Consider the following 17,845-nt stretch of genomic DNA (forward strand, 5'->3'; position numbering starts at 1 on the left):
TAATCAGGATTGGCTCGGTAGCGTAGCGACAGCGGTCACCGCCGCGACGATCCCCGCGCCAGGAGGTGCCCATGTCCATGCCCGTGTCGACGCTTACCCATGTGGCGGCTCTCGCGGGTGCGGTCCCGCACCTGACGGTGTCGCTTGACACCGACTCCGGTTCGACCGTGATCGTGGGCGACTTTCCCGAGGCGTCGCTGTGCACCCACGCGTTCCGCCAGGTGATCGCGGACTGGCCCTCCGAGTCGGGTCACGCTCCGTGCGTCGAGGAGATCCATTTCGACGGCGCCGAGGCTCGCGGATCGGTGCTTGCCACCGGCGCGGTGCGCTGGTTCTCAACGTCGCTTGTGGCGCAGCGGGCCGTCACCGCCCTGCGTCGGGCGCGCGAAGGCCAGGCCCGGGTGAGCGTCCAGGTGCGCTTTGACGCCCTGCTCGGGGTATCGGTGGTGCGCATGGAGTCCACCGACCTCAGCGCCGAGGAACTCGACGAGGCCGCCATCGGTGCCTACGCCACGTGCGAGACCGAGCACCTGCTGGCGTCGCTGAGCCAGGCAGCCTGACACCCCCTCTTTCCCGCCACAGGGATCCATGTGACGGGAAAGACGAGGGGATCGGCTAGCTTTCGGCGGCCTCTTCGAAGGCGCGGCGCGGGTCGTGCAAGCGCCCCATCGACACCAGGTCGCGGCGGAAGAACAGCGCCGTGGTCCAGTCGACCACCACGCGGGCCTTGCGGTTGAAGGACGGGATCTGGGCCATGTGATAGGTCCGGTGCATGAACCACGCGGGCCAGCCGCGCAGCTTCACGCCCATGATCTGCGCGACACCCTTGTTGAGGCCCAGTGACGCGACGACGCCCAGGTGCTTGTGGCGGTACTCCTTGACCTCGCGGCCGCCCAGGTGGGCGGCGAGGTTGGCGCCCAACAGTCGGGCCTGACGCACAGCGTGCTGCGCTGACGGTGCGCACCACGCGCCTTCGCCCGTGGCGAGGTCGGGCACCTGTGCGTTGTCGCCGGCCGCCCACGCGCCCTCGACCACCGTGCCGTCCTCGTTCGCGATTTGGAGTGTGGGAAGGGTGTTGACGTGCCCGCGAGGACCCACGGGAAGGTCGGAGGCGGCGATGACGGGGTTGGGCTTGACGCCAGCGGTCCACACCACGGTGTCCGCGTCAAACTCCTGGCCGTCGGATAGCTTGATGCGCCCGTTCTCGCACGATTCGAGGCGAGTGGCCAAGTAGATCTCCATGCCGCGCTTGCGCAGCACCTCGAGGGTGTAGCCGCCCATCTCTTCGCCCATCTCGGGCAGGATCCGCGTGGCGGCCTCGACCATGACGAACCGCAGGTCCGCGGGGGCGAGCTCGGGGTAGTGGCGCAGCGCCGCGCGCGCCATGTCCTCGGTTTCGGCAAAGGCCTCGATCCCAGCGAAGCCACCGCCGACGAACACGAAGGTCAGCAGTCGCCTGCGCACGTGCGGGTCCTCGGTCGAGGCCGCGCGCGCGATGCGCCCCAGCACCGTGTTGCGCAGGCTGATCGCCTCTTCGACCCACTTGAAGCCCACGCCGATCTCCGCGAGACCCGGGATGGGCAGGGTGCGCGGGATGGCGCCCAGCGCGACCACGACCTCGTCGTACTCGATGTCCTGGGTGTTGCCAAAGTCCATCTCGACCCGCACACGCCGCTCGGCGTGCACGATTTCGGTGATCTTGCCCTGGACGATCCGCACACCAGGCAGTTCGCGCCGCAGCGGCACCACCACGTGGCGCGGTTCGATCGAGCCTGCAGCCGCCTCGGGGAGGAAGGGCTGGTACGTCATGTACGGGCGACGGTCGACGATGGTGATGTCCACCTGTTTGCCGGCCTTCTTCTTGAGAGTGAGGGCCGTGTACAGGCCCACGTAGCCGCCGCCAAGAATGAGCACGCGAGTGCTGGTCATGGAAATGCCTCCTGGACAGTGCAACGGCATGCCGCAGCGCACTGTTCCGTCAGTGAAAGGGGATCGAGATACGCGCCGATGCGCGGGCCAGGCGGTGGGACAACACGCGGCCGCAGGGGTTCAGTCTACGGGGGCTGGGGTGCGCAGGCCAGGCCCGTTCCGCATCGGCCGCCTGGGTGAGCACAGCAAGGGCCGATGCGCTCGCGGGGTGCCGCTGGACGCATCGGCCCTGTGCCTTCTCAGGCCCTTCTCAGGTCCTTCTCAGGTCCTTCTCAAGCCCTTCTCAAGCCAAATGGATCCATTTGGCTTTTTGGGGGTTAGTGGTTGCCTACCATCGTGGTGACGTCGAGCAACTCGTCGAGTTGCGCCTCGGAGATCTCGCCGCGCTCGACGAAGCCCAAGGCGATGGTGGCCTCGCGCACCGTCAGGCTCTCCTTGACGGAGTACTTGGCGATCTTGGCAGCGTTCTCGTAGCCGATCACCCTGTTCAGGGGGGTGACGATCGACGGCGAGGCCTCCGCCAGGCGGCGGGCGCGGTCAACGTTGGCGGTGATGCCATCGATGGTCCGGGAAGCGAGCACCTGGGAGGCGTTGCCCAGCAGGCGCATCGACTCGAGCACGCCGAGCGCCATGACGGGGATCTGCACGTTCAGTTCAAAGGCGCCCGATGCGCCGGCCCAGGCAACGGTGGCGTCGTTGCCGATCACCCGCGCGCACACCATCAGCACGGCCTCGGGCACCACGGGGTTGACCTTGCCGGGCATGATCGAGGAGCCGGGCTGGAGGTCGGGAAGCGCGATCTCGCCCAGGCCCGTGTTCGGGCCAGAGCCCATCCAGCGCAGGTCGTTGCAGATCTTGGTCAGCGACACCGCGATGGTGCGCAGCGCGCCGGAGACCTCGACCAGCCCGTCGCGGGCGGACTGCGCCTCGAAGTGGTCGCGGGCCTCCGTGATGGGCAGGCCCGTGTCCTCGGCGAGCAACGCGATGACGCGCTGGGGGAAGCCGGGGGGCGTGTTGATGCCGGTGCCGACCGCGGTGCCGCCCAAGGGCACTTCTGCCACACGCGGCAGCGCCGCCTCCAGTCGCTCGATGCCGTAGCGGATCGCCGCGGCATAGCCGCCGAACTCCTGACCCAAGGTCACCGGCGTGGCATCCATGAGGTGCGTGCGCCCCGACTTGTACACCTGCGCGAACTCGGCCGACTTCGCCTCGAGCGAGGAGGCGAGCGTGCCCAGCGCGGGGATCAGGTCGTTGACCAGAGTGGAGGTCGCGGCAACATGCACCGAGGTGGGGAACACGTCGTTGGAGGACTGCGAGCAGTTGACGTGGTCGTTGGGGTGGACGTCGGCGCCCATGGCACGGGTCGCGAGCGTCGCGATGACCTCGTTGGTGTTCATGTTCGAGCTGGTGCCGGAGCCGGTCTGGAACACGTCGATGGGGAAGTGGGCGTCGTGCGCGCCAGTGGCGACCTCGTCGGCGGCGGCGACCACCGCATCGGCAATGGAGGCGTCAAGCACGCCGAGCTCGGCGTTGGCGCGCGCGGCGGCCTTCTTGACGCGCGCGAGGGCCTCGATGTGGCGTCGCTCGAGCGTGATGCCCGAGATGGGGAAGTTCTCGACGGCGCGCTGAGTCTGCGCGCGGTACAGGGCATCCGCGGGTACGCGGACCTCGCCCATAGTGTCGTGCTCGATGCGGAATCCGGGGTGTGCGTCGTTGCTCATGGCGCTCATTGTGGCAGGCATGGCTGCCGCTGTGGACCCCTGTCCCGCGGAGGTGTGGGGTGGGCCGGGATCAGGCCCCGGCGAGTTCCTCGAGCGAGGGTGGATTCGCGCCGGGACGCGAGACCGTGATCGCCGCGATGCGTGCGCAGCGCTCGAGAATCAGGCGCAGCGAGTCCTCGTCGATTGCTCGCAGTGCGTCGCGGCGGCGGGCGCCCAAGAGGCCTGCCGTCCACAAGCCGTCAATGAGCCCTCCCATGAACGAGTCGCCCGCGCCGACCGTGTCGGCGACAGTGACCCGCGGAGCCTGGATCGAGACTTCGGCGCCGGCCGCCGAGAAGGCGGTCGCCCCGGAGCCGCCGCGGGTCACCACGACGAACGCGGGGCCGCTGCGAGCCCATTCGCGCGCGAGTGCGTCGACGGAGCCGTCGTCGACGGAGCCGCACAACCACTCCAAGTCCTCGTCGGACACCTTGACCACGTCCGCCAGGTGGACGACCTTCTCGATGGCCTTGCGCGCATCGGCGGCCGCACCCATAAGGGCCGGGCGGGCGTTGGGATCGAAGGTGATGGTCGCGTGAGGCCGTGCGCTGTCGAGGGCCGCGAGGACCTTGCTGGCGCCCGGTTCCACGACTGCGGCGATGGAGCCCGTGTGCGCCACGATGGGTTCGGCAGTGGGCGCGGCCGCGGCCGACAGGTCCCACGTGAGGTCGAAGTCGTAGGTGGCCGCCCCGGTGGCGTCCAGCGTGGCGGTGGCCACCGACGTCGCTGGCGCGTCCCACGAGCCGGGCACGACGGCCACCTGCGAAGCCGCGAGGTGGGCGCGCACCTGGGCGCCGTGCTCGTCCTCACCCAGCCAGGTGAGCAGTTCGACCCGGCGGCCCAGGCGTCCCAGGCCAATCGCGACGTTCGCGGGCGAGCCGCCGGGGTGCGCGTCGACCGTGCCGTCGGTGCGGTTGACGACGTCGACGAGGGCCTCGCCCAACACCAGTGCAGTCTCGGTCATCGTGCGTTCTCCTCGTCCTCTTCCTCACCGTCGGGCTCGTCCGCGCCATCCGCACCAGCCGCACCGTCCGCGCCGGCGGCACCACTGGCCCTGGCCTGCGTGATGCGTTCGCCCGCGTCGTCGAGCAGGGTCTGGCATCGCGCAGCAAGAGCCTCGCCGCGCTCCCACAGCCCGAGGGACTCGTCGAGGGTGGCAGCGCCAGCTTCGAGCTTGGCCACGATGGCGACCAACTCGTCTCGTGCCTGCTCGTAGTCGAGATCGTTCACATCGGCGGTCTGAGACATATGCCACACGGTATCGCGCCGCGTGCAGGACCTAGGGCAGGATCAGGGTTTACCCGGTACTTTTCGATCACAACGGAGTGATGTCAATGTTCAGCGAGAACTACTCTCGGCAGACCGCCCTGGCGAGTGTGCAGAAGGCGCTCGGCGCCGACCTGACAGACGGGGAGCTTGCGGTTCTTGCCCGTTCCGACGAGGCGAAGGTGCGCGCCGCCGCCGCCGAACGTCCCGCGATGCCGCTGACGACCCTGCTGAAGCTCTCGCAGGACCCTTCCCCCGCCGTGCGCGCAGGAGTCGCTCGCAACCCGCGCGCCGACATCCCTGAGGACCTGCGTCGTGAACTCGCGTCGGACAAGGCTCCTGAGGTCATCTACGCGCTCATCGAGAACCCTCAGGTCCCTGACTCGATCATCGCCAAGCTCGCCCGTCAGGTTCACAAGGAGTATGCGGGTGCGGCGCGCAACCGTCTTGCTTCCAAGGGTGGGGCAGCGAAGGTGCTCGGCCGACTGGGCATCGCGACCGGCAACTGACCGCCACGGCTGTCGCCTAATGCGACGCTGGCCTGACTTCCGTCACCTTCGCGTCGACCTCGCCTGAGGCGACTCGCACGTGCACGGCGTCCTGGGGCGCCAGCGTGCTCGGGTCACGCACGACGGACCCATCGCCGTCGCGCATGATCGCGTAGCCGCGTTCGAGCGTGCCCTGTGGGCTGAGCGCGCGCAGGCTCGCCGCCAGTTGCCGGGTGTGGGCGTCGGCCGCCGTCAGCGCCGCGACCAGCGCGCGCCCGTTGCGCTCGTGCAGAAGGTGAAGGCGCTCGGCGTGCGGATCGAGCATGCGCTGAGGGTGAGCCAGCACGGGGCGCGTGCGCAGCTGGGCGAGGCCCCTGGCCTCGCGTTCGAGCCGCTGACGGAGGGCCGATGCGCTCGCGGCTCTCGCACGGGCGAGTCCCTCACGCTCCACGTGGGCATCGGGGACGATGCGCTTGCCGGCATCCGTCGGGGTGCTCGCCCGGTAGTCGGCGACCAGGTCGAGGATGGGGCAGTCCTTCTCATGCCCGATCGCGCTCACGAGGGGCGTCGAGAGCGCGGCGGCGGCGCGCACCAAAGTCTCGTCGGAGAAGGCGATGAGGTCCTCGAAGGAACCGCCGCCGCGTGCGACGACGATCACGTCGACGTGGCTCGCCTCGTCGAGCTCGCGCATGGCGGCGACGACCTCGCGCACCGCGTGCTTGCCCTGGACGGAGACCCGGCGGATCTCGAAGCGCACCGCAGGCCAACGCTTGGTGGCGTTGACGACGACATCGTGCTCCGCATCACCCTGGGTGGCACACACCAGTCCGACCGTGCGGGGGATGAACGGCAGCGGCCGCTTGCGCTCGACGTCGAACAGCCCTTCGCCAGCGAGCGACTCCTTGAGCGCCTCGATGCGGGCGAGCAGATCGCCGACGCCCGCGAGGCGCACGTCAGAGGCATCGAGCTTGAGGGCACCCGAGCGCGCCCACCACCGGGGCCTGGCGTGGATCACCACGCGTGAGCCGTCGTCGAGGCCTGCGCCCGCGCGGTCCAGGACGCTGGCCTGGGTGGATACCCCCAAGGTCATGTTCTCTGAGGCGTCGCGCAGGTCGAAGAACACGAGGTTCTTCCACCGCGAGGGCCTAATCACCTGTCCCTCGACCCACACCGGACCCATGCGGTGCACGTAATCGCCGATCTTGGCGGTCAGATGCGAGACCGGCCAGGGCCGCTCAGCAGAGGTCTCCGAGGCCTTGTCGGGCAGCGGTTCGCCGGCGGCGGAAGGGGACGGGGCGTCGGTCACGCCACCTAGCGTGCCACGTAGGATGGACATCATGCCCGACTCCCTCTCCAAGCGTGTGCTGCTCGCTGCGCCCCGTGGTTACTGCGCCGGTGTTGACCGCGCCGTGATCGCCGTCGAGAAGGCGCTTGAGCTGCACGGCGCCCCCATTTACGTTCGCAAGGAGATCGTCCACAACAAGTATGTGGTCGAGACCCTGTCCGAGCGCGGTGCGATCTTTGTCAACGAGACCGATGAGGTTCCCGAAGGCGCCCGCGTGGTGTTCTCCGCACACGGCGTCTCGCCCGCGGTGCGCGCCAGCGCCGATGCGCGCAGCCTCACCACGATCGACGCGACCTGCCCGCTGGTGACCAAGGTTCACAAGGAAGCGGTGCGCTTCGCTAAGGCAGAGCAGACCATCTTGCTCATCGGCCACGACGGTCACGAGGAAGTCGAGGGCACGGCAGGAGAGGCTCCCGAGCACACCATCGTGGTGAACTCGCCCGAGGAGGCTGACCACGTGGTCGTGCGCGACCCCGACAACGTGGTGTGGCTGTCGCAGACCACCCTGTCCGTGGACGAGACCATGGAGACGGTCCGCCGCTTGCGTGACCGGTTCCCCAACCTCCAGGACCCGCCGAGCGACGACATTTGCTACGCCACCCAGAACCGTCAGGTGGCCGTCAAGAAGCTCGCCCCCGAGTGCGACCTGGTGATCGTCGTGGGCTCCGCGAACTCCTCGAACTCGGTGCGACTGGTGGAGGTGGCGCTTCAGGCGGGCGCCCGGACCTCGTACCGCATTGACCGCGCCCGCGAAATTCAGGACGAGTGGTTCGAGGGAGTCCAGACCGTGGGACTGACCTCGGGCGCGTCGGTGCCGGAGATCCTCGTCAAGGACGTGCTCGCCGACCTCGCTGAGCGAGGATTTGCGACGGTAGAAGAGGTGCGCACGGCGACCGAGGACCTGATGTTCTCGCTGCCGCGTGAGATCAGGGCCGACATGAAGGCCAAGGAGGCCGAGCGCGCCCTGCGTGCCTGACCTTCCCCTGTCTGAGCGTCCTGTGAGGACGTCAGTGTCAGTTGTCGCTGGCGTCCGCGTCCTGGAAGGCACTGGCGTCCGCGGCGGGCTCTAGCTCGGGAGCAGCAATGCGGCGCACGTCCGTCTCGACCTGATGTGAAGGGTCGATCTCGCGTTCAATGTGCTGCATGGCGCCGAACCGACGCGCGCTGACGAGCACTCGCGACTCGAGGGACGCGACGGTCTGGTTGTAGGCCTTGCCTGCGTTGTCGATCGCCTTGCCGACCTTGGCGAGGTGTTCGCCCATGGTCGACAGGCGGTCGTACAGCTCCTTGCCCGTGGTCAGCACCTCGTGGGCGTTCTTCGCGAGCGCGTCTTCCTTCCACGCATGCGCGACCGTGCGCAGCATTGCCACCAGCGTGGTCGGGGTGGCGATCACCACTCGTTTGGCGAAGGCGTACTCCTGCAGCGCGGGGTCCTGCTCGAGCGCGGACTGGTAGAACGCCTCTGACGGCACGAACATCACGACAAACTCGGGCGCCGAGGCGAACTGCTCCCAGTACCGCTTGCCCGCAAGGTCGTCGACGTGCTTCTTCACCTGCCGCGCGTGTGCGTTCAAACGTTCGGCGCGCACCGCCTCGTCCTCGGTCTCGAAAGCCTCGAGGAGTGCTGCCAGGGCGACCTTCGAGTCCACGACGATGGTGCGGCCCCCGGCGAGCCGCACGGTCATGTCGGGCCGCAGGTTGCGCCCCTCGCTGTCGGTGACGCTGTCCTGTTCCTCGAAGTCGACGTGCTGCACCATTCCTGCGAGTTCGACGACCCTGCGCAGTTGCACCTCACCCCAGTTGCCGCGCACGTCTGAGCGCCGCAGGGTGTTGATGAAGTCGGTGGTTTTGCGGTCAAGGCGCCCCGAGGCCTCGACCATCTGGCGCACCTGCTCCGACATCTGCGCCTGGCCCACCGCGCGCAGGCGGTCGGCCTCCGAGGTCTGACGCTGCACCTGCTCCAGTGCTTTGGCGACAGGCTCCACCATGAGTCGTACGGCTTCCTCGCGCCGGGCGAGGTCCTCCTGCCCTGACTGCTGGGCACGCGCAAGCCGCTCGCCGGCCACCCGTAGGAACGTCTCCTGGTTGGCGGCCAGTGCATCGGCACTGAGTGCCTTGAACTGAGCGAGCAAGCGATCCTGATCCCCCCTGACCTGCTCCACGTATCGCTGGTGTTCGCTACGCAAGTGAGCCTGCGCATCGGCCGCTGCGGTCGCCTCTCGCGCGAGGCGTTGCTCGAGCGAGAGAATCTGCGAATTGGCGTGGGCGAGCGAAGCGCCACCACCGGACCTCGACCCGAGGACATAGCCCACGGTGAGGCCCACCAGCACGCATGCCACTGCGACAAGAGTTTCGACCATGCCCCTATGCTGTCGCGTCCCTCTGACACGCACGCTCGCCAGGCGGATCCAGATGGTCCACGGGAGGCCCCGAAAGGCACAAATCTCACGTTGGAGATGTGACGTAGGTCACTTTTAGGGTGCGCAGGGTCACGATTCGGACACAAACGTTGCGTACCCCCTCGCTCGGTTACACAGCCGAAACATGAGCGCCCATATCCTGAGCGAGTTGCCTGGCGCACCTGCCGGCACACCCGTTATCGGCCCGAAACCCCGGGCTGGTGCGATTGCGAGCCCGCTATCGCGGGCGCAAGGAGGAAAGAACCATGAAGATTGGGACCGTGGGCAGGGGAGTGGCGCTTTTCGCCGCAGCAACCCTCGCCCTGGCTGCCTGCACGTCCGACGCTGGAAGTGACGACCCCACGACCAGCCCCACGGACGAGGCCACCACGACCCCTACCGGCTCCGCTGACGACACCATCTTCGTGTCGGTTGGTGAGGACGAGTGGGCGGGCTACAACAACCTGACGCCCGACACCTACTCGACCTACAACTCGGTCATCAACGACCGCGTGCGTAGCTCGTTCACGTACTTCGACTCGACCGGTGCGATCCAGATCGATGAGAACTTCGGAAACGTTGAGCTCATCTCGGACGACCCGATGGTCGTGCAGTACACGATCAACGACGCCGCAGTCTGGTCTGACGGCACCCCCATCACCTACGAGGACGCGCTGCTCAGCTGGGCCGCGCAGCACTTCTCCGACGGTGAGGACGCGGATGGCCTGCCCATCCCGCTGTTCAACCACGTGGGTGGCCTCGACTACGGCGAGCGCGTTGCGGCTGGCCCGCAGGGCGAGGCCGGCGGCAAGACCTTCACGGTCGAGTACTCCGCTCCCTACCCGGACTACATGCTGACCACGGTTCTTGACTTCCCCGCGCACGTCGCCGCGGAGCAGGCCGGCATCACCCTTGACGAGCTGACCGCCGCCATCCAGGGCGGCGACATCGAGGCCCTGCGCCCCGTCGCCGAATTCTGGAACACCGGATGGCTGTCCTCCACCCCCGGCGAGCTGCCCGACCCGACGGTCGCGCTGTCGTCTGGCCCCTACACCTACGGTTCGTGGGAAGCCGGTCAGTCGCTGACCCTCGTCCCCAACGAGGCCTACTGGGGCCCGGCTCCCGCCACCGCCAACCTGACCTTCCGCTTCGCCGCTGCTGACACGCACGTGCAGGCGCTGCAGAACGGTGACCTCAACGTCATCGAGCCGCAGGCAACGGTCGACACCCTCGACCAGCTGAACGCCATTGGCGACTCGGTCACCGTTGGCACCTACGACACCCTGATCTGGGAGCACCTGGACATCAACTTCGGTGAGGGTGCTTCGCTCGCCGACAGCCAGGAGCTGCGTGAGGCGTTCGCGCTGTGCGTGCCCCGTCAGCTGATCGTTGACAACCTGATCGCCCCGATCAACCCCGACGCGGGCATCATGAACGCCCGTGAGGTCTTCCCGTTCGAGTCTGACTACGAGGACATCGTCTCCGCTGCCTACGACGGCCGCTACGACGTTGCCGACGTTGAGGCCTCTGCCGCAAAGATCGCTGAAGCTGGCGTGGACACCCCCGTCAAGGTTCGCATCGGATACAACGCGCCCAACCCGCGCCGTTCCGACATCGTGGCCCTCATCAAGGACTCGTGCGACCAGGCTGGCTTCGAGATCGTGGACCAGGGCTCCTCGGAGTTCTTCACCGCTGACCTCGGTTCGGGCAACTTCGATGTCGCGCTCTACGCGTGGTCCGGCTCCGGCCAGATCACCTCGGGCCAGAACATCTACGCCTCGGACGGCGCTCAGAACGTCACCAAGTACAACAACCCTGAGGTTGACGCTGCTTGGGACACCCTGACCTCGACCCTGGACCCGGCCGTGCAGACCGAGCAGACGATCATCATTGAGAGCCTGCTGTGGGAGGACCTCTTCGGTATCCCGCTGTTCGCACACCCCGGTGTCGCGGCTTGGGACTCGACGATTCAGAACGTCACCCCGAACCCGACCCAGAGTGCCATCCTGTGGAACGCTGAGAAGTGGGTTCGCTAAGGCTAAGCCTTAAGTGAGCACTCGCCGGTGGGGTGGGGCAGCACGCCTCACCCCACCGGCTTCATGCGTAGTGACAGTGACGATGCGTCGTAGGGGGAGCGACGTGAGAAACTGTTGCGTCACTGTCCAAGAGGAAGTCCATTTATGACCCGCTACATCTTCAGGAGACTGGCGATATCCTTCGGGGTTCTGCTCGTCGGCTCGTTCCTGATGTACGTCCTCACGATCAACTCCGGCGACCCGCTAGAGGACCTTCGTGAGTCCACCGCCAACAACCGCGATCAGTTGATGCAGGCCCGCACCCGGACCATGGGCCTCGACCTACCGTGGTATCAGCGCTACTTCACGTGGCTCAGGGGAGCCGCCGGCTGTTTCTACGGACAGTGTGATCTGGGAACAGACCGTGACGGCACCGACGTGCTCGCACTTCTCGGCCAGGCCGCGGGCGCCACGCTCCGCCTGGTGACGATCGCCACGTTCGCCGCGATCGTGATCGGTATCTTCATCGGTATCCTCACCGCGATCCGCCAGTACTCAGGCTTCGACTACGCGGTGACGTTCCTGTCGTTCCTGTTCTTCTCGCTTCCGGTGTTCTGGGCGGCAGTGCTCCTCAAGGAGTACGGCGCCATCCGCTACAACGACTGGATAGCCGATCCACACATCACTGTGACAGTGGCGGTGGTGATAGGCCTTGTCCTGGGCTTCGTGCTTCAGGGCGTGCTCGGCGGCAACGTCAAGCGCCGTCTGCTCACCGGTGGAATCACCGCCGTGTTCGTCGTCTCCGCGCTGCTGTACTTCACCTACGTCGGATGGTGGCGCAGCCCCGCCCTTGGCCCGGTCATCGTGATCATCGTGGCCCTCGCCTTCGCCGTGGGCCTCACCGCCATCTTTGCCGGAATCGGCAACAAGCGGGTGCTGTACTCAACCCTCACCACCGTGGGTGTCGGGTCGGTCGTCTACTTCGTGATCCAGGGCTTCTTCGAGAACCCCAACTGGCTCGCGATGCTCGGCCTGCTGCTGTCCGCCGTCGTCGTCGGACTCGTGTCCGGCTACTTCTGGGGCGGCTACTCGCGTGGCCAGGCCATGGCACTGTCCGCGATCACGGCGGTCTTCACGGCTGGACTGACCTTCGTCGACCGCCTTGTGTACGCGTGGGCCGGATTCCTCGAGATCAAGCCCCGCCCCATCTCCACCATCGGTGCCTCGACGCCCAACTTTGGCGGCGACTTCTGGGAGACCACGCTGGACTGGGGCTCGCAGTTGCTGCTGCCCAGCATCCTGCTGACTCTTATCTCGATTGCGACCTACTCGCGTTACACGCGCTCGTCGATGCTCGAGACGCTCAACCAGGACTACGTGCGCACTGCGCGCTCGAAGGGCCTGTCGGAGCGCACCGTCATCACCAAGCACGCGTTCCGCAACGCCATGATTCCGATCACGACCATCGTCGCTCTGGACTTCGCCGCATTGATCTCCGGTGCGGTCATCACGGAGAACGTGTTCGGTTGGAAGGGCATGGGCGCGATGTTCAAGTCTGGACTCGACCACGTGGATCCCAACCCCGTGATGGCGTTCTTCCTGGTCACAGGAACGGCCGCCGTCATCATGAACCTGATCGCAGACCTTGTGTATGCGTCCCTCGACCCGCGGATCAGGAGGTAGAGCGATGAGTGACAACCGTCCGGACGCCGTTCAAGGCGCACCCGAGCCCCTGCCTCACGCTGGCATCGAGCTTCACGACCCCAGCATGTACGACAAGTCGTACAGCCAGGGCCAGCTCGTTCGTCGCCGGTTCTTCCGCCACAAGGGCGCTATCGCAGGCTTCATCGTCCTACTGGGCATTGCGGTGCTCGCATTCACGTCGATCGGCATCGGCCCCCTCCCCGGCTGGTGGGACAAGTCCTTCACCGCCACGGGTGCCGTGATCGATGGCGGACGCCCGACCATCGGCTTCTTCCACCTGGGAGAGCACCCGTTCGGTCAGGACCAGACGGGCCGCGACTACTTCGCACTCGTGATGCGAGGCACGCAGATCTCGCTGATCATCGCGTTCGTGGTCGGTATTGGTTCGACCATCATCGGCACCATCATCGGCGCGGTTGCCGGCTACTTCCGTGGCTGGGCCGAGTCGGTCCTGATGCGCATGACGGACCTGTTCATCATCATCCCGCTGCTGGTCATGGCGGCCGTGCTGGGAAGTATCGCTGGCGACTCGGGCATCTTCGTCCTCGCCCTGGTGCTCGCCCTAGTCACGTGGACCTCGCTGGCACGTCTGGTGCGTGGAGAGGTGCTGTCGCTGCGCGAGCGTGAGTTCGTGTCGGCCTCGCGCGCTGTCGGAACGGGCAACTGGCGGATCATCTTCCGCCACATCCTGCCGAACACCGTCGGCGTGATCATCGTGGCCACCACGTTCGCCATCGCATCGGCCATCCTGCTGGAGACCTCGCTGAGCTACCTCGGCTTTGGTGTTCAGGCGCCGGATGTGTCGCTCGGATCGCTGATCAGCCAATACCAGACCGCGTTCACCTCGCGACCGTGGCTCTTCTGGTTCCCGGGTCTGTTCATCCTGGCGATCGCGCTGAGCGTCAACTTCATCGGCGACGGGCTGCGCGATGCGTTCGACCCGCGCCAGGGTAAGGAGGGCTGACCATGACGAGCACTGAAGTCATCTCGGAGCCGTCGCAGCCGCAGGGCGGTCCTGTCCTGTCGTTCGACAACCTGGACGTGAAGTTCTCCACGGAGTTCGGCTCGGTCCACGCGGTCAAGGGCATCTCGATCGAGGTCAACCCCGGTGAGGTTCTTGCCCTCGTGGGTGAGTCCGGTTCCGGCAAGTCGGTGTCCTCGACGTCGGCGTTGGGTCTGCTTCCCGGAAACGCCACCGTGTCCGGAGACATCACCGTCGCCGGCCACAAGGTGCAGGAGCTCTCGCTCAAGGCTCTGCGCAAGATGCGTGGCGACGACGTCGCCATGGTCTTCCAGGAGCCCATGACGGCGCTGAACCCCGTGCTGACCATCCGTACGCAGATGGTCGAGGCTCTCGAGCTTCACGGCAAGGCGTACGGCAAGGAAGCGGACAAGCGCGCGATCGAGCTGTTGCGCATGGTCGGCATCCCTGACCCCGAGCGGCGCCTGTACCAGTACCCGCACGAGTTCTCCGGCGGCCAGCGCCAGCGCATCATCATCGCAATGGCGATCTCCTGTGACCCCAAGATCATCATCGCCGACGAGCCCACGACCGCGCTCGACGTGACGGTGCAGGCGGAGATTCTGGACCTGCTGCGCTCCCTCAAGGACGAGCTCAACACCGGCATTCTGCTCATCACTCACAACATGGGTGTGGTGGCGGACATGGCGGACCGGGTGGCGGTCATGTACCAGGGCGACCTGGTCGAGGCCGGCTCGGTACACGAGGTCCTCACGCAGCCCCAGCACGAGTACACCAAGCGCCTGTTGGCGGCGGTGCCTCACCTGGGTGCGCGTGGCGCGACGCCTCCCGTGGTCCAGACCGAGGGCCCCAAGGCTCTTGAGGTCACGGACCTGGTCGTCGAGTTCAAGGTGGCGGGCAAGGTTCCCTTCCGTGCCGTGGACAAGGTGTCGCTGTCGGTGTCCAAGGGCGAGATCGTGGGTCTGGTGGGTGAGTCCGGTTCGGGCAAGTCGACCATCGCCCGCACCGCGCTCGGCCTGATCCCGGCCGCATCAGGAGAGGTCGCCATCCTTGGCGAGGACATCACCAAGATGTGTCGTGCACCGCTCAAGGCGCTGCGTAAGCGCATTGGTGTGGTGTTCCAGGACCCGGCCAGCTCGCTCAACCCGCGCTGGCCCATCGGTGACTGCATCATCGAGCCTCTCGAGGTGCACAAGATCGGTGACAAGGCCTCACGTCGCGCCAAGATGGCCGAACTTCTCGATGCCGTGGAGCTGCCCCGATCGGTGGCCAACCGCTACCCGCACGAGCTGTCCGGCGGTCAGCGTCAGCGCGTGTCGATCGCGCGTGCCTTGACGCTCGACCCTGAGCTCTTGGTGGCCGACGAGCCCACTTCGGCACTCGACGTGTCGGTGCAGGCCTCGGTGCTCGAGATGTTCACCGCCCTGCAGGAGCGCTACGACTTTGGCTGCCTGTTCGTGTCGCACGACCTTGCGGTCATCGACATGCTCGCCGACCGGGTGGTGGTCCTCAAGGACGGCCGCGTTGTCGAGCAGGGTGACCGGGAGCAGGTGCTCCAGAACCCGCAGGAGGAGTACACCAAGCGTCTGCTCATGGCGGCGCCGGTGCCTCACCCCGACGAGCAGCGTGAGCGCCGCGAGGCGCGCCACCGCTTCCTCGAGCAGGTGGGTGAGGTCGAGCACGGCCTCCACATCGAGCACGACGCCAAGTAACTCGACTCATCGAGTAGCCGGGCCGATGCGCGAAGCAGTTCGCGCATCGGCCCGCTGTCGTATGTGGGGCTAGGCGCCGCGGCGAGGCGGGTCGGGCAGGTCGTGCCCCGACTCGATCGGCGGGATCCACACCTCCGCGCCGTCGGCGTCGGTGAGGGGCTTGTCGCCCGCGACGGGGGAGGGCGCGGGAAGGATCTTCTCTGCGGCCATCTGCCTGATCGCCTGCAGCGCGCCCGGGTTGAACGCCTCTTCGAGTCCACTCATGGCGCCAGCGTACGGGCGGTGGCGCGAGCGCGCGAGGGTTCTCGCGCATCGGCCCTGGCGCTTTGCCTCCCTGCCTCCCTCCCCCTCCCCCCCCCCCGGACAGTTTCGAACATTCACAGCGACGACTCCCCGGAACGTGGAGCTGTGAGGCACCGAACGCCAGCGTGTCGCGGCGGAGATGTTCGGAAGTGTCAGTGGGGCGGCCTAGGACCGGCCGATGCGCGGGCTGAGTACCGGGGCAACTAGACTTGTCGCCCGTGGCACTTACTATCGGAATCGTCGGCCTGCCCAACGTGGGCAAGTCCACCCTCTTCAACGCCCTCACCCGCGCCGAGGTGCTCGCCGCGAACTACCCGTTCGCGACGATCGAGCCCAACGTGGGAGTGGTCCCGCTCCCGGACGCGCGGCTCGGCCAGCTTGCGCAGGTCTTCAAGTCGGAGCGCGAGGTTCCCGCGACCGTGTCGTTCGTCGACATCGCGGGCATCGTGAAGGGTGCCTCCGAGGGTGAGGGCCTGGGCAACGCGTTCCTTGCGAACATCCGTGAGGCCGACGCGATCTGCCAGGTCACTCGTGCCTTCGAGGACGCCGACGTGACCCGTGTAGACGGCTCGACGGACGAGGCAGGCGACCTCGAGACCATCTCGACCGAGCTGATCCTTGCTGACCTGCAAACCCTTGACAAGGTGCTGCCGCGGCTGGAGAAAGAGGTCAGGGCTAAGAAGGGCTCGGCCGAGCAGCTCGCCGCCGTCACGCAGGCCAAGGAGGTGCTCGAGGCCGGCCAGACGCTGTTCGCGGGCGCCGCTGCTGCTGGCATCGACATGGAGCAGCTGCGTGAGCTCAACCTGCTGACGACCAAGCCCTTCATCTACGTGTTCAACACGGACGACGCCGGGCTCATGGATGAGGACCGCAAGGCGCAGCTGTCCGCGCTGGTCGCTCCCGCGAAGGCGATCTTCCTCGACGCGAAGTTCGAGTCCGAGCTGATCGAGCTCGACGACGCCGAGGCCCGCGAGATGCTCGAGTCCACCGGCCAGACCGAGTCCGGCCTGGACCAGCTCGCCCGGATCGGCTTCGACACCCTTGGGCTACAGACCTACTTGACGGCCGGGCCCAAGGAGGCTCGCGCGTGGACCATCCGCAAGGGGTGGACCGCACCGCAAGCCGCGGGCGTGATCCACACCGACTTTGAGCGAGGCTTCATCAAGGCCGAGGTCGTCTCGTTCGCTGACCTCATGGAGTTCGGCTCGATGGCCGATGCCAAGGCGGCTGGCAAGGTCCGCATGGAGGGCAAGGACTACGTCATGCACGACGGTGACGTGGTGGAGTTTAGATTTAACGTCTAGCGTTATTGACGTGCCGCGTTATACCCTGGTGTGGTGATCAGGTCGTTCGGCAGCAAGAACGCTGAGCGGATCTGGGCCGAGCAGTTCGTGAAGGGCGTCGATCGTCGGATCCAGCGTGCCGCGCTCCGCAAGCTTGAGGCGCTTCATGCTGCAGCCGAGGTGGAGGACCTTCGGATCCCGCCAGGGAACCATCTCGAACTTCTCAAGGGCGATCGCGCGGGTCTGCACAGCATCCGCGTCAACGACCAATGGAGAATCTGCTTTCGATGGAAGGACGGAGGTGCGGATGATGTCGAACTCGTCGACAACCACTGATGATGATCTGATCGCGCCCATCCATCCGGGCGAGGTCCTCATGGAGGACTTCATCGAGGGATTCGGGATCACCCAGAACAAGCTGGCTGTCGCCATCGGTGTGCCGCCTCGGCGCATCAACGAGATTGTGCACGGCAAGCGTGGCATCACTGCGGACACCGCGGTGCGGCTGAGCGCTTACTTTGGGACCAGCGCGGAGTTCTGGATGAACTTGCAGTCGCATTACGAGTTGCGCCTCGAGCGTCGCGCTCTGCGCGATCAGGTCGCGGCGATCACCCCGCTGCAGGTCGCCTGAGCATCGAGCCCGCAGAGGTGACTCCGCT

17 protein-coding genes are annotated in these 17,845 nt (G+C 66.7%); 10 read left to right on the plus strand and 7 right to left on the minus strand.

Annotation, left to right across the window (positions count from 1 at the left end; translation table 11 throughout):
* Positions 1 to 71 precede the first annotated feature (71 nt).
* Positions 72 to 560 (plus strand): hypothetical protein, encoded by a 489-nt coding sequence (locus ACK5NO_RS07185; protein ID WP_416811975.1) that lies wholly within the window; start codon positions 72 to 74, stop codon positions 558 to 560.
* A 55-nt stretch (positions 561 to 615) separates the two neighbouring features.
* On the opposite strand, the gene ACK5NO_RS07190 is transcribed toward ACK5NO_RS07185, so the two are convergent.
* The 4 genes from ACK5NO_RS07190 to ACK5NO_RS07205 all read right to left on the minus strand — a co-directional run bounded on the left by ACK5NO_RS07190 (position 616) and on the right by ACK5NO_RS07205 (position 4,937).
* Complete coding sequence (locus ACK5NO_RS07190; RefSeq protein WP_416811976.1) at positions 616 to 1,929, minus strand: NAD(P)/FAD-dependent oxidoreductase; 1,314 nt, start codon at positions 1,927 to 1,929, stop codon at positions 616 to 618.
* 317 nt (positions 1,930 to 2,246) lie between these two features.
* Positions 2,247 to 3,650 carry a class II fumarate hydratase gene (locus ACK5NO_RS07195; protein ID WP_416811977.1) on the minus strand — a complete coding sequence of 468 codons (1,404 nt, stop codon included), beginning with the start codon at positions 3,648 to 3,650 and terminating at the stop codon, positions 2,247 to 2,249.
* A gap of 70 nt (positions 3,651 to 3,720) precedes the next feature.
* On the minus strand, positions 3,721 to 4,653 hold the full coding sequence (locus ACK5NO_RS07200; protein ID WP_416811978.1) for a carbohydrate kinase family protein: 933 nt from the start codon (positions 4,651 to 4,653) through the stop codon (positions 3,721 to 3,723).
* On the minus strand, positions 4,650 to 4,937 hold the full coding sequence (locus ACK5NO_RS07205; protein ID WP_416811979.1) for an exodeoxyribonuclease VII small subunit: 288 nt from the start codon (positions 4,935 to 4,937) through the stop codon (positions 4,650 to 4,652). Before ACK5NO_RS07205 ends, ACK5NO_RS07200 begins: the two co-directional genes overlap by 4 nt.
* An 80-nt stretch (positions 4,938 to 5,017) precedes the next feature.
* Here ACK5NO_RS07205 and ACK5NO_RS07210 point away from each other — a divergent pair, with 80 nt between their 5' ends.
* On the plus strand, positions 5,018 to 5,464 hold the full coding sequence (locus ACK5NO_RS07210; RefSeq protein WP_416811980.1) for a hypothetical protein: 447 nt from the start codon (positions 5,018 to 5,020) through the stop codon (positions 5,462 to 5,464).
* A 16-nt stretch (positions 5,465 to 5,480) separates the two neighbouring features.
* On the opposite strand, the gene xseA is transcribed toward ACK5NO_RS07210, so the two are convergent.
* Positions 5,481 to 6,749, minus strand: coding sequence for an exodeoxyribonuclease VII large subunit (gene xseA, locus ACK5NO_RS07215; protein ID WP_416811981.1), 1,269 nt, complete (start codon positions 6,747 to 6,749; stop codon positions 5,481 to 5,483).
* A 31-nt stretch (positions 6,750 to 6,780) separates the two neighbouring features.
* On the opposite strand from xseA, the gene ACK5NO_RS07220 reads away from it, so the two are divergent.
* Positions 6,781 to 7,764 (plus strand): 4-hydroxy-3-methylbut-2-enyl diphosphate reductase, encoded by a 984-nt coding sequence (locus ACK5NO_RS07220; RefSeq protein ID WP_416811982.1) that lies wholly within the window; start codon positions 6,781 to 6,783, stop codon positions 7,762 to 7,764.
* Positions 7,765 to 7,801: 37 nt separating this feature from the next.
* Here the strand turns inward: ACK5NO_RS07220 and ACK5NO_RS07225 are convergent, their stop codons facing one another.
* Positions 7,802 to 9,148 carry a DNA recombination protein RmuC gene (locus ACK5NO_RS07225; protein WP_416811983.1) on the minus strand — a complete coding sequence of 449 codons (1,347 nt, stop codon included), beginning with the start codon at positions 9,146 to 9,148 and terminating at the stop codon, positions 7,802 to 7,804.
* Positions 9,149 to 9,453: 305 nt separating this feature from the next.
* Between ACK5NO_RS07225 and ACK5NO_RS07230 the strand changes: the two genes are divergently transcribed.
* The 4 genes from ACK5NO_RS07230 to ACK5NO_RS07245 all read left to right on the plus strand — a co-directional run bounded on the left by ACK5NO_RS07230 (position 9,454) and on the right by ACK5NO_RS07245 (position 15,600).
* Positions 9,454 to 11,223 (plus strand): ABC transporter substrate-binding protein, encoded by a 1,770-nt coding sequence (locus ACK5NO_RS07230; RefSeq protein ID WP_416811984.1) that lies wholly within the window; start codon positions 9,454 to 9,456, stop codon positions 11,221 to 11,223.
* 144 nt (positions 11,224 to 11,367) lie between these two features.
* Entirely contained in the window at positions 11,368 to 12,885 is a 1,518-nt protein-coding gene (locus ACK5NO_RS07235) for an ABC transporter permease subunit (RefSeq protein ID WP_416811985.1), read from the plus strand.
* Between the two features lie 4 nt (positions 12,886 to 12,889).
* Complete coding sequence (locus tag ACK5NO_RS07240) at positions 12,890 to 13,870, plus strand: ABC transporter permease (protein WP_416811986.1); 981 nt, start codon at positions 12,890 to 12,892, stop codon at positions 13,868 to 13,870.
* Positions 13,871 to 13,872: 2 nt separating this feature from the next.
* On the plus strand, positions 13,873 to 15,600 hold the full coding sequence (locus tag ACK5NO_RS07245; protein ID WP_416811987.1) for an ABC transporter ATP-binding protein: 1,728 nt from the start codon (positions 13,873 to 13,875) through the stop codon (positions 15,598 to 15,600).
* A 69-nt stretch (positions 15,601 to 15,669) separates the two neighbouring features.
* Here the strand turns inward: ACK5NO_RS07245 and ACK5NO_RS07250 are convergent, their stop codons facing one another.
* Positions 15,670 to 15,864, minus strand: a complete 195-nt coding sequence (locus tag ACK5NO_RS07250; RefSeq protein WP_416811988.1) for a hypothetical protein — start codon at positions 15,862 to 15,864, stop codon at positions 15,670 to 15,672.
* Positions 15,865 to 16,121: 257 nt separating this feature from the next.
* On the opposite strand from ACK5NO_RS07250, the gene ychF reads away from it, so the two are divergent.
* The 3 genes from ychF to ACK5NO_RS07265 are packed head-to-tail and all read left to right on the plus strand — an operon-like array spanning position 16,122 to position 17,817.
* Positions 16,122 to 17,207, plus strand: a complete 1,086-nt coding sequence (gene ychF, locus ACK5NO_RS07255; protein ID WP_416811989.1) for a redox-regulated ATPase YchF — start codon at positions 16,122 to 16,124, stop codon at positions 17,205 to 17,207.
* A gap of 33 nt (positions 17,208 to 17,240) precedes the next feature.
* On the plus strand, positions 17,241 to 17,522 hold the full coding sequence (locus ACK5NO_RS07260; protein WP_416811990.1) for a type II toxin-antitoxin system RelE/ParE family toxin: 282 nt from the start codon (positions 17,241 to 17,243) through the stop codon (positions 17,520 to 17,522).
* The gene (locus ACK5NO_RS07265; RefSeq protein ID WP_416811991.1) at positions 17,497 to 17,817 is read left to right on the plus strand and encodes a HigA family addiction module antitoxin; all 321 of its coding nucleotides are present in this window, start codon (positions 17,497 to 17,499) and stop codon (positions 17,815 to 17,817) included. Before ACK5NO_RS07260 ends, ACK5NO_RS07265 begins: the two co-directional genes overlap by 26 nt.
* The last annotated feature ends 28 nt before the right edge of the window (positions 17,818 to 17,845 follow it).

The organism is Demequina sp. (genome assembly GCF_047975725.1).
Classification (GTDB): domain Bacteria; phylum Actinomycetota; class Actinomycetes; order Actinomycetales; family Demequinaceae; genus Demequina.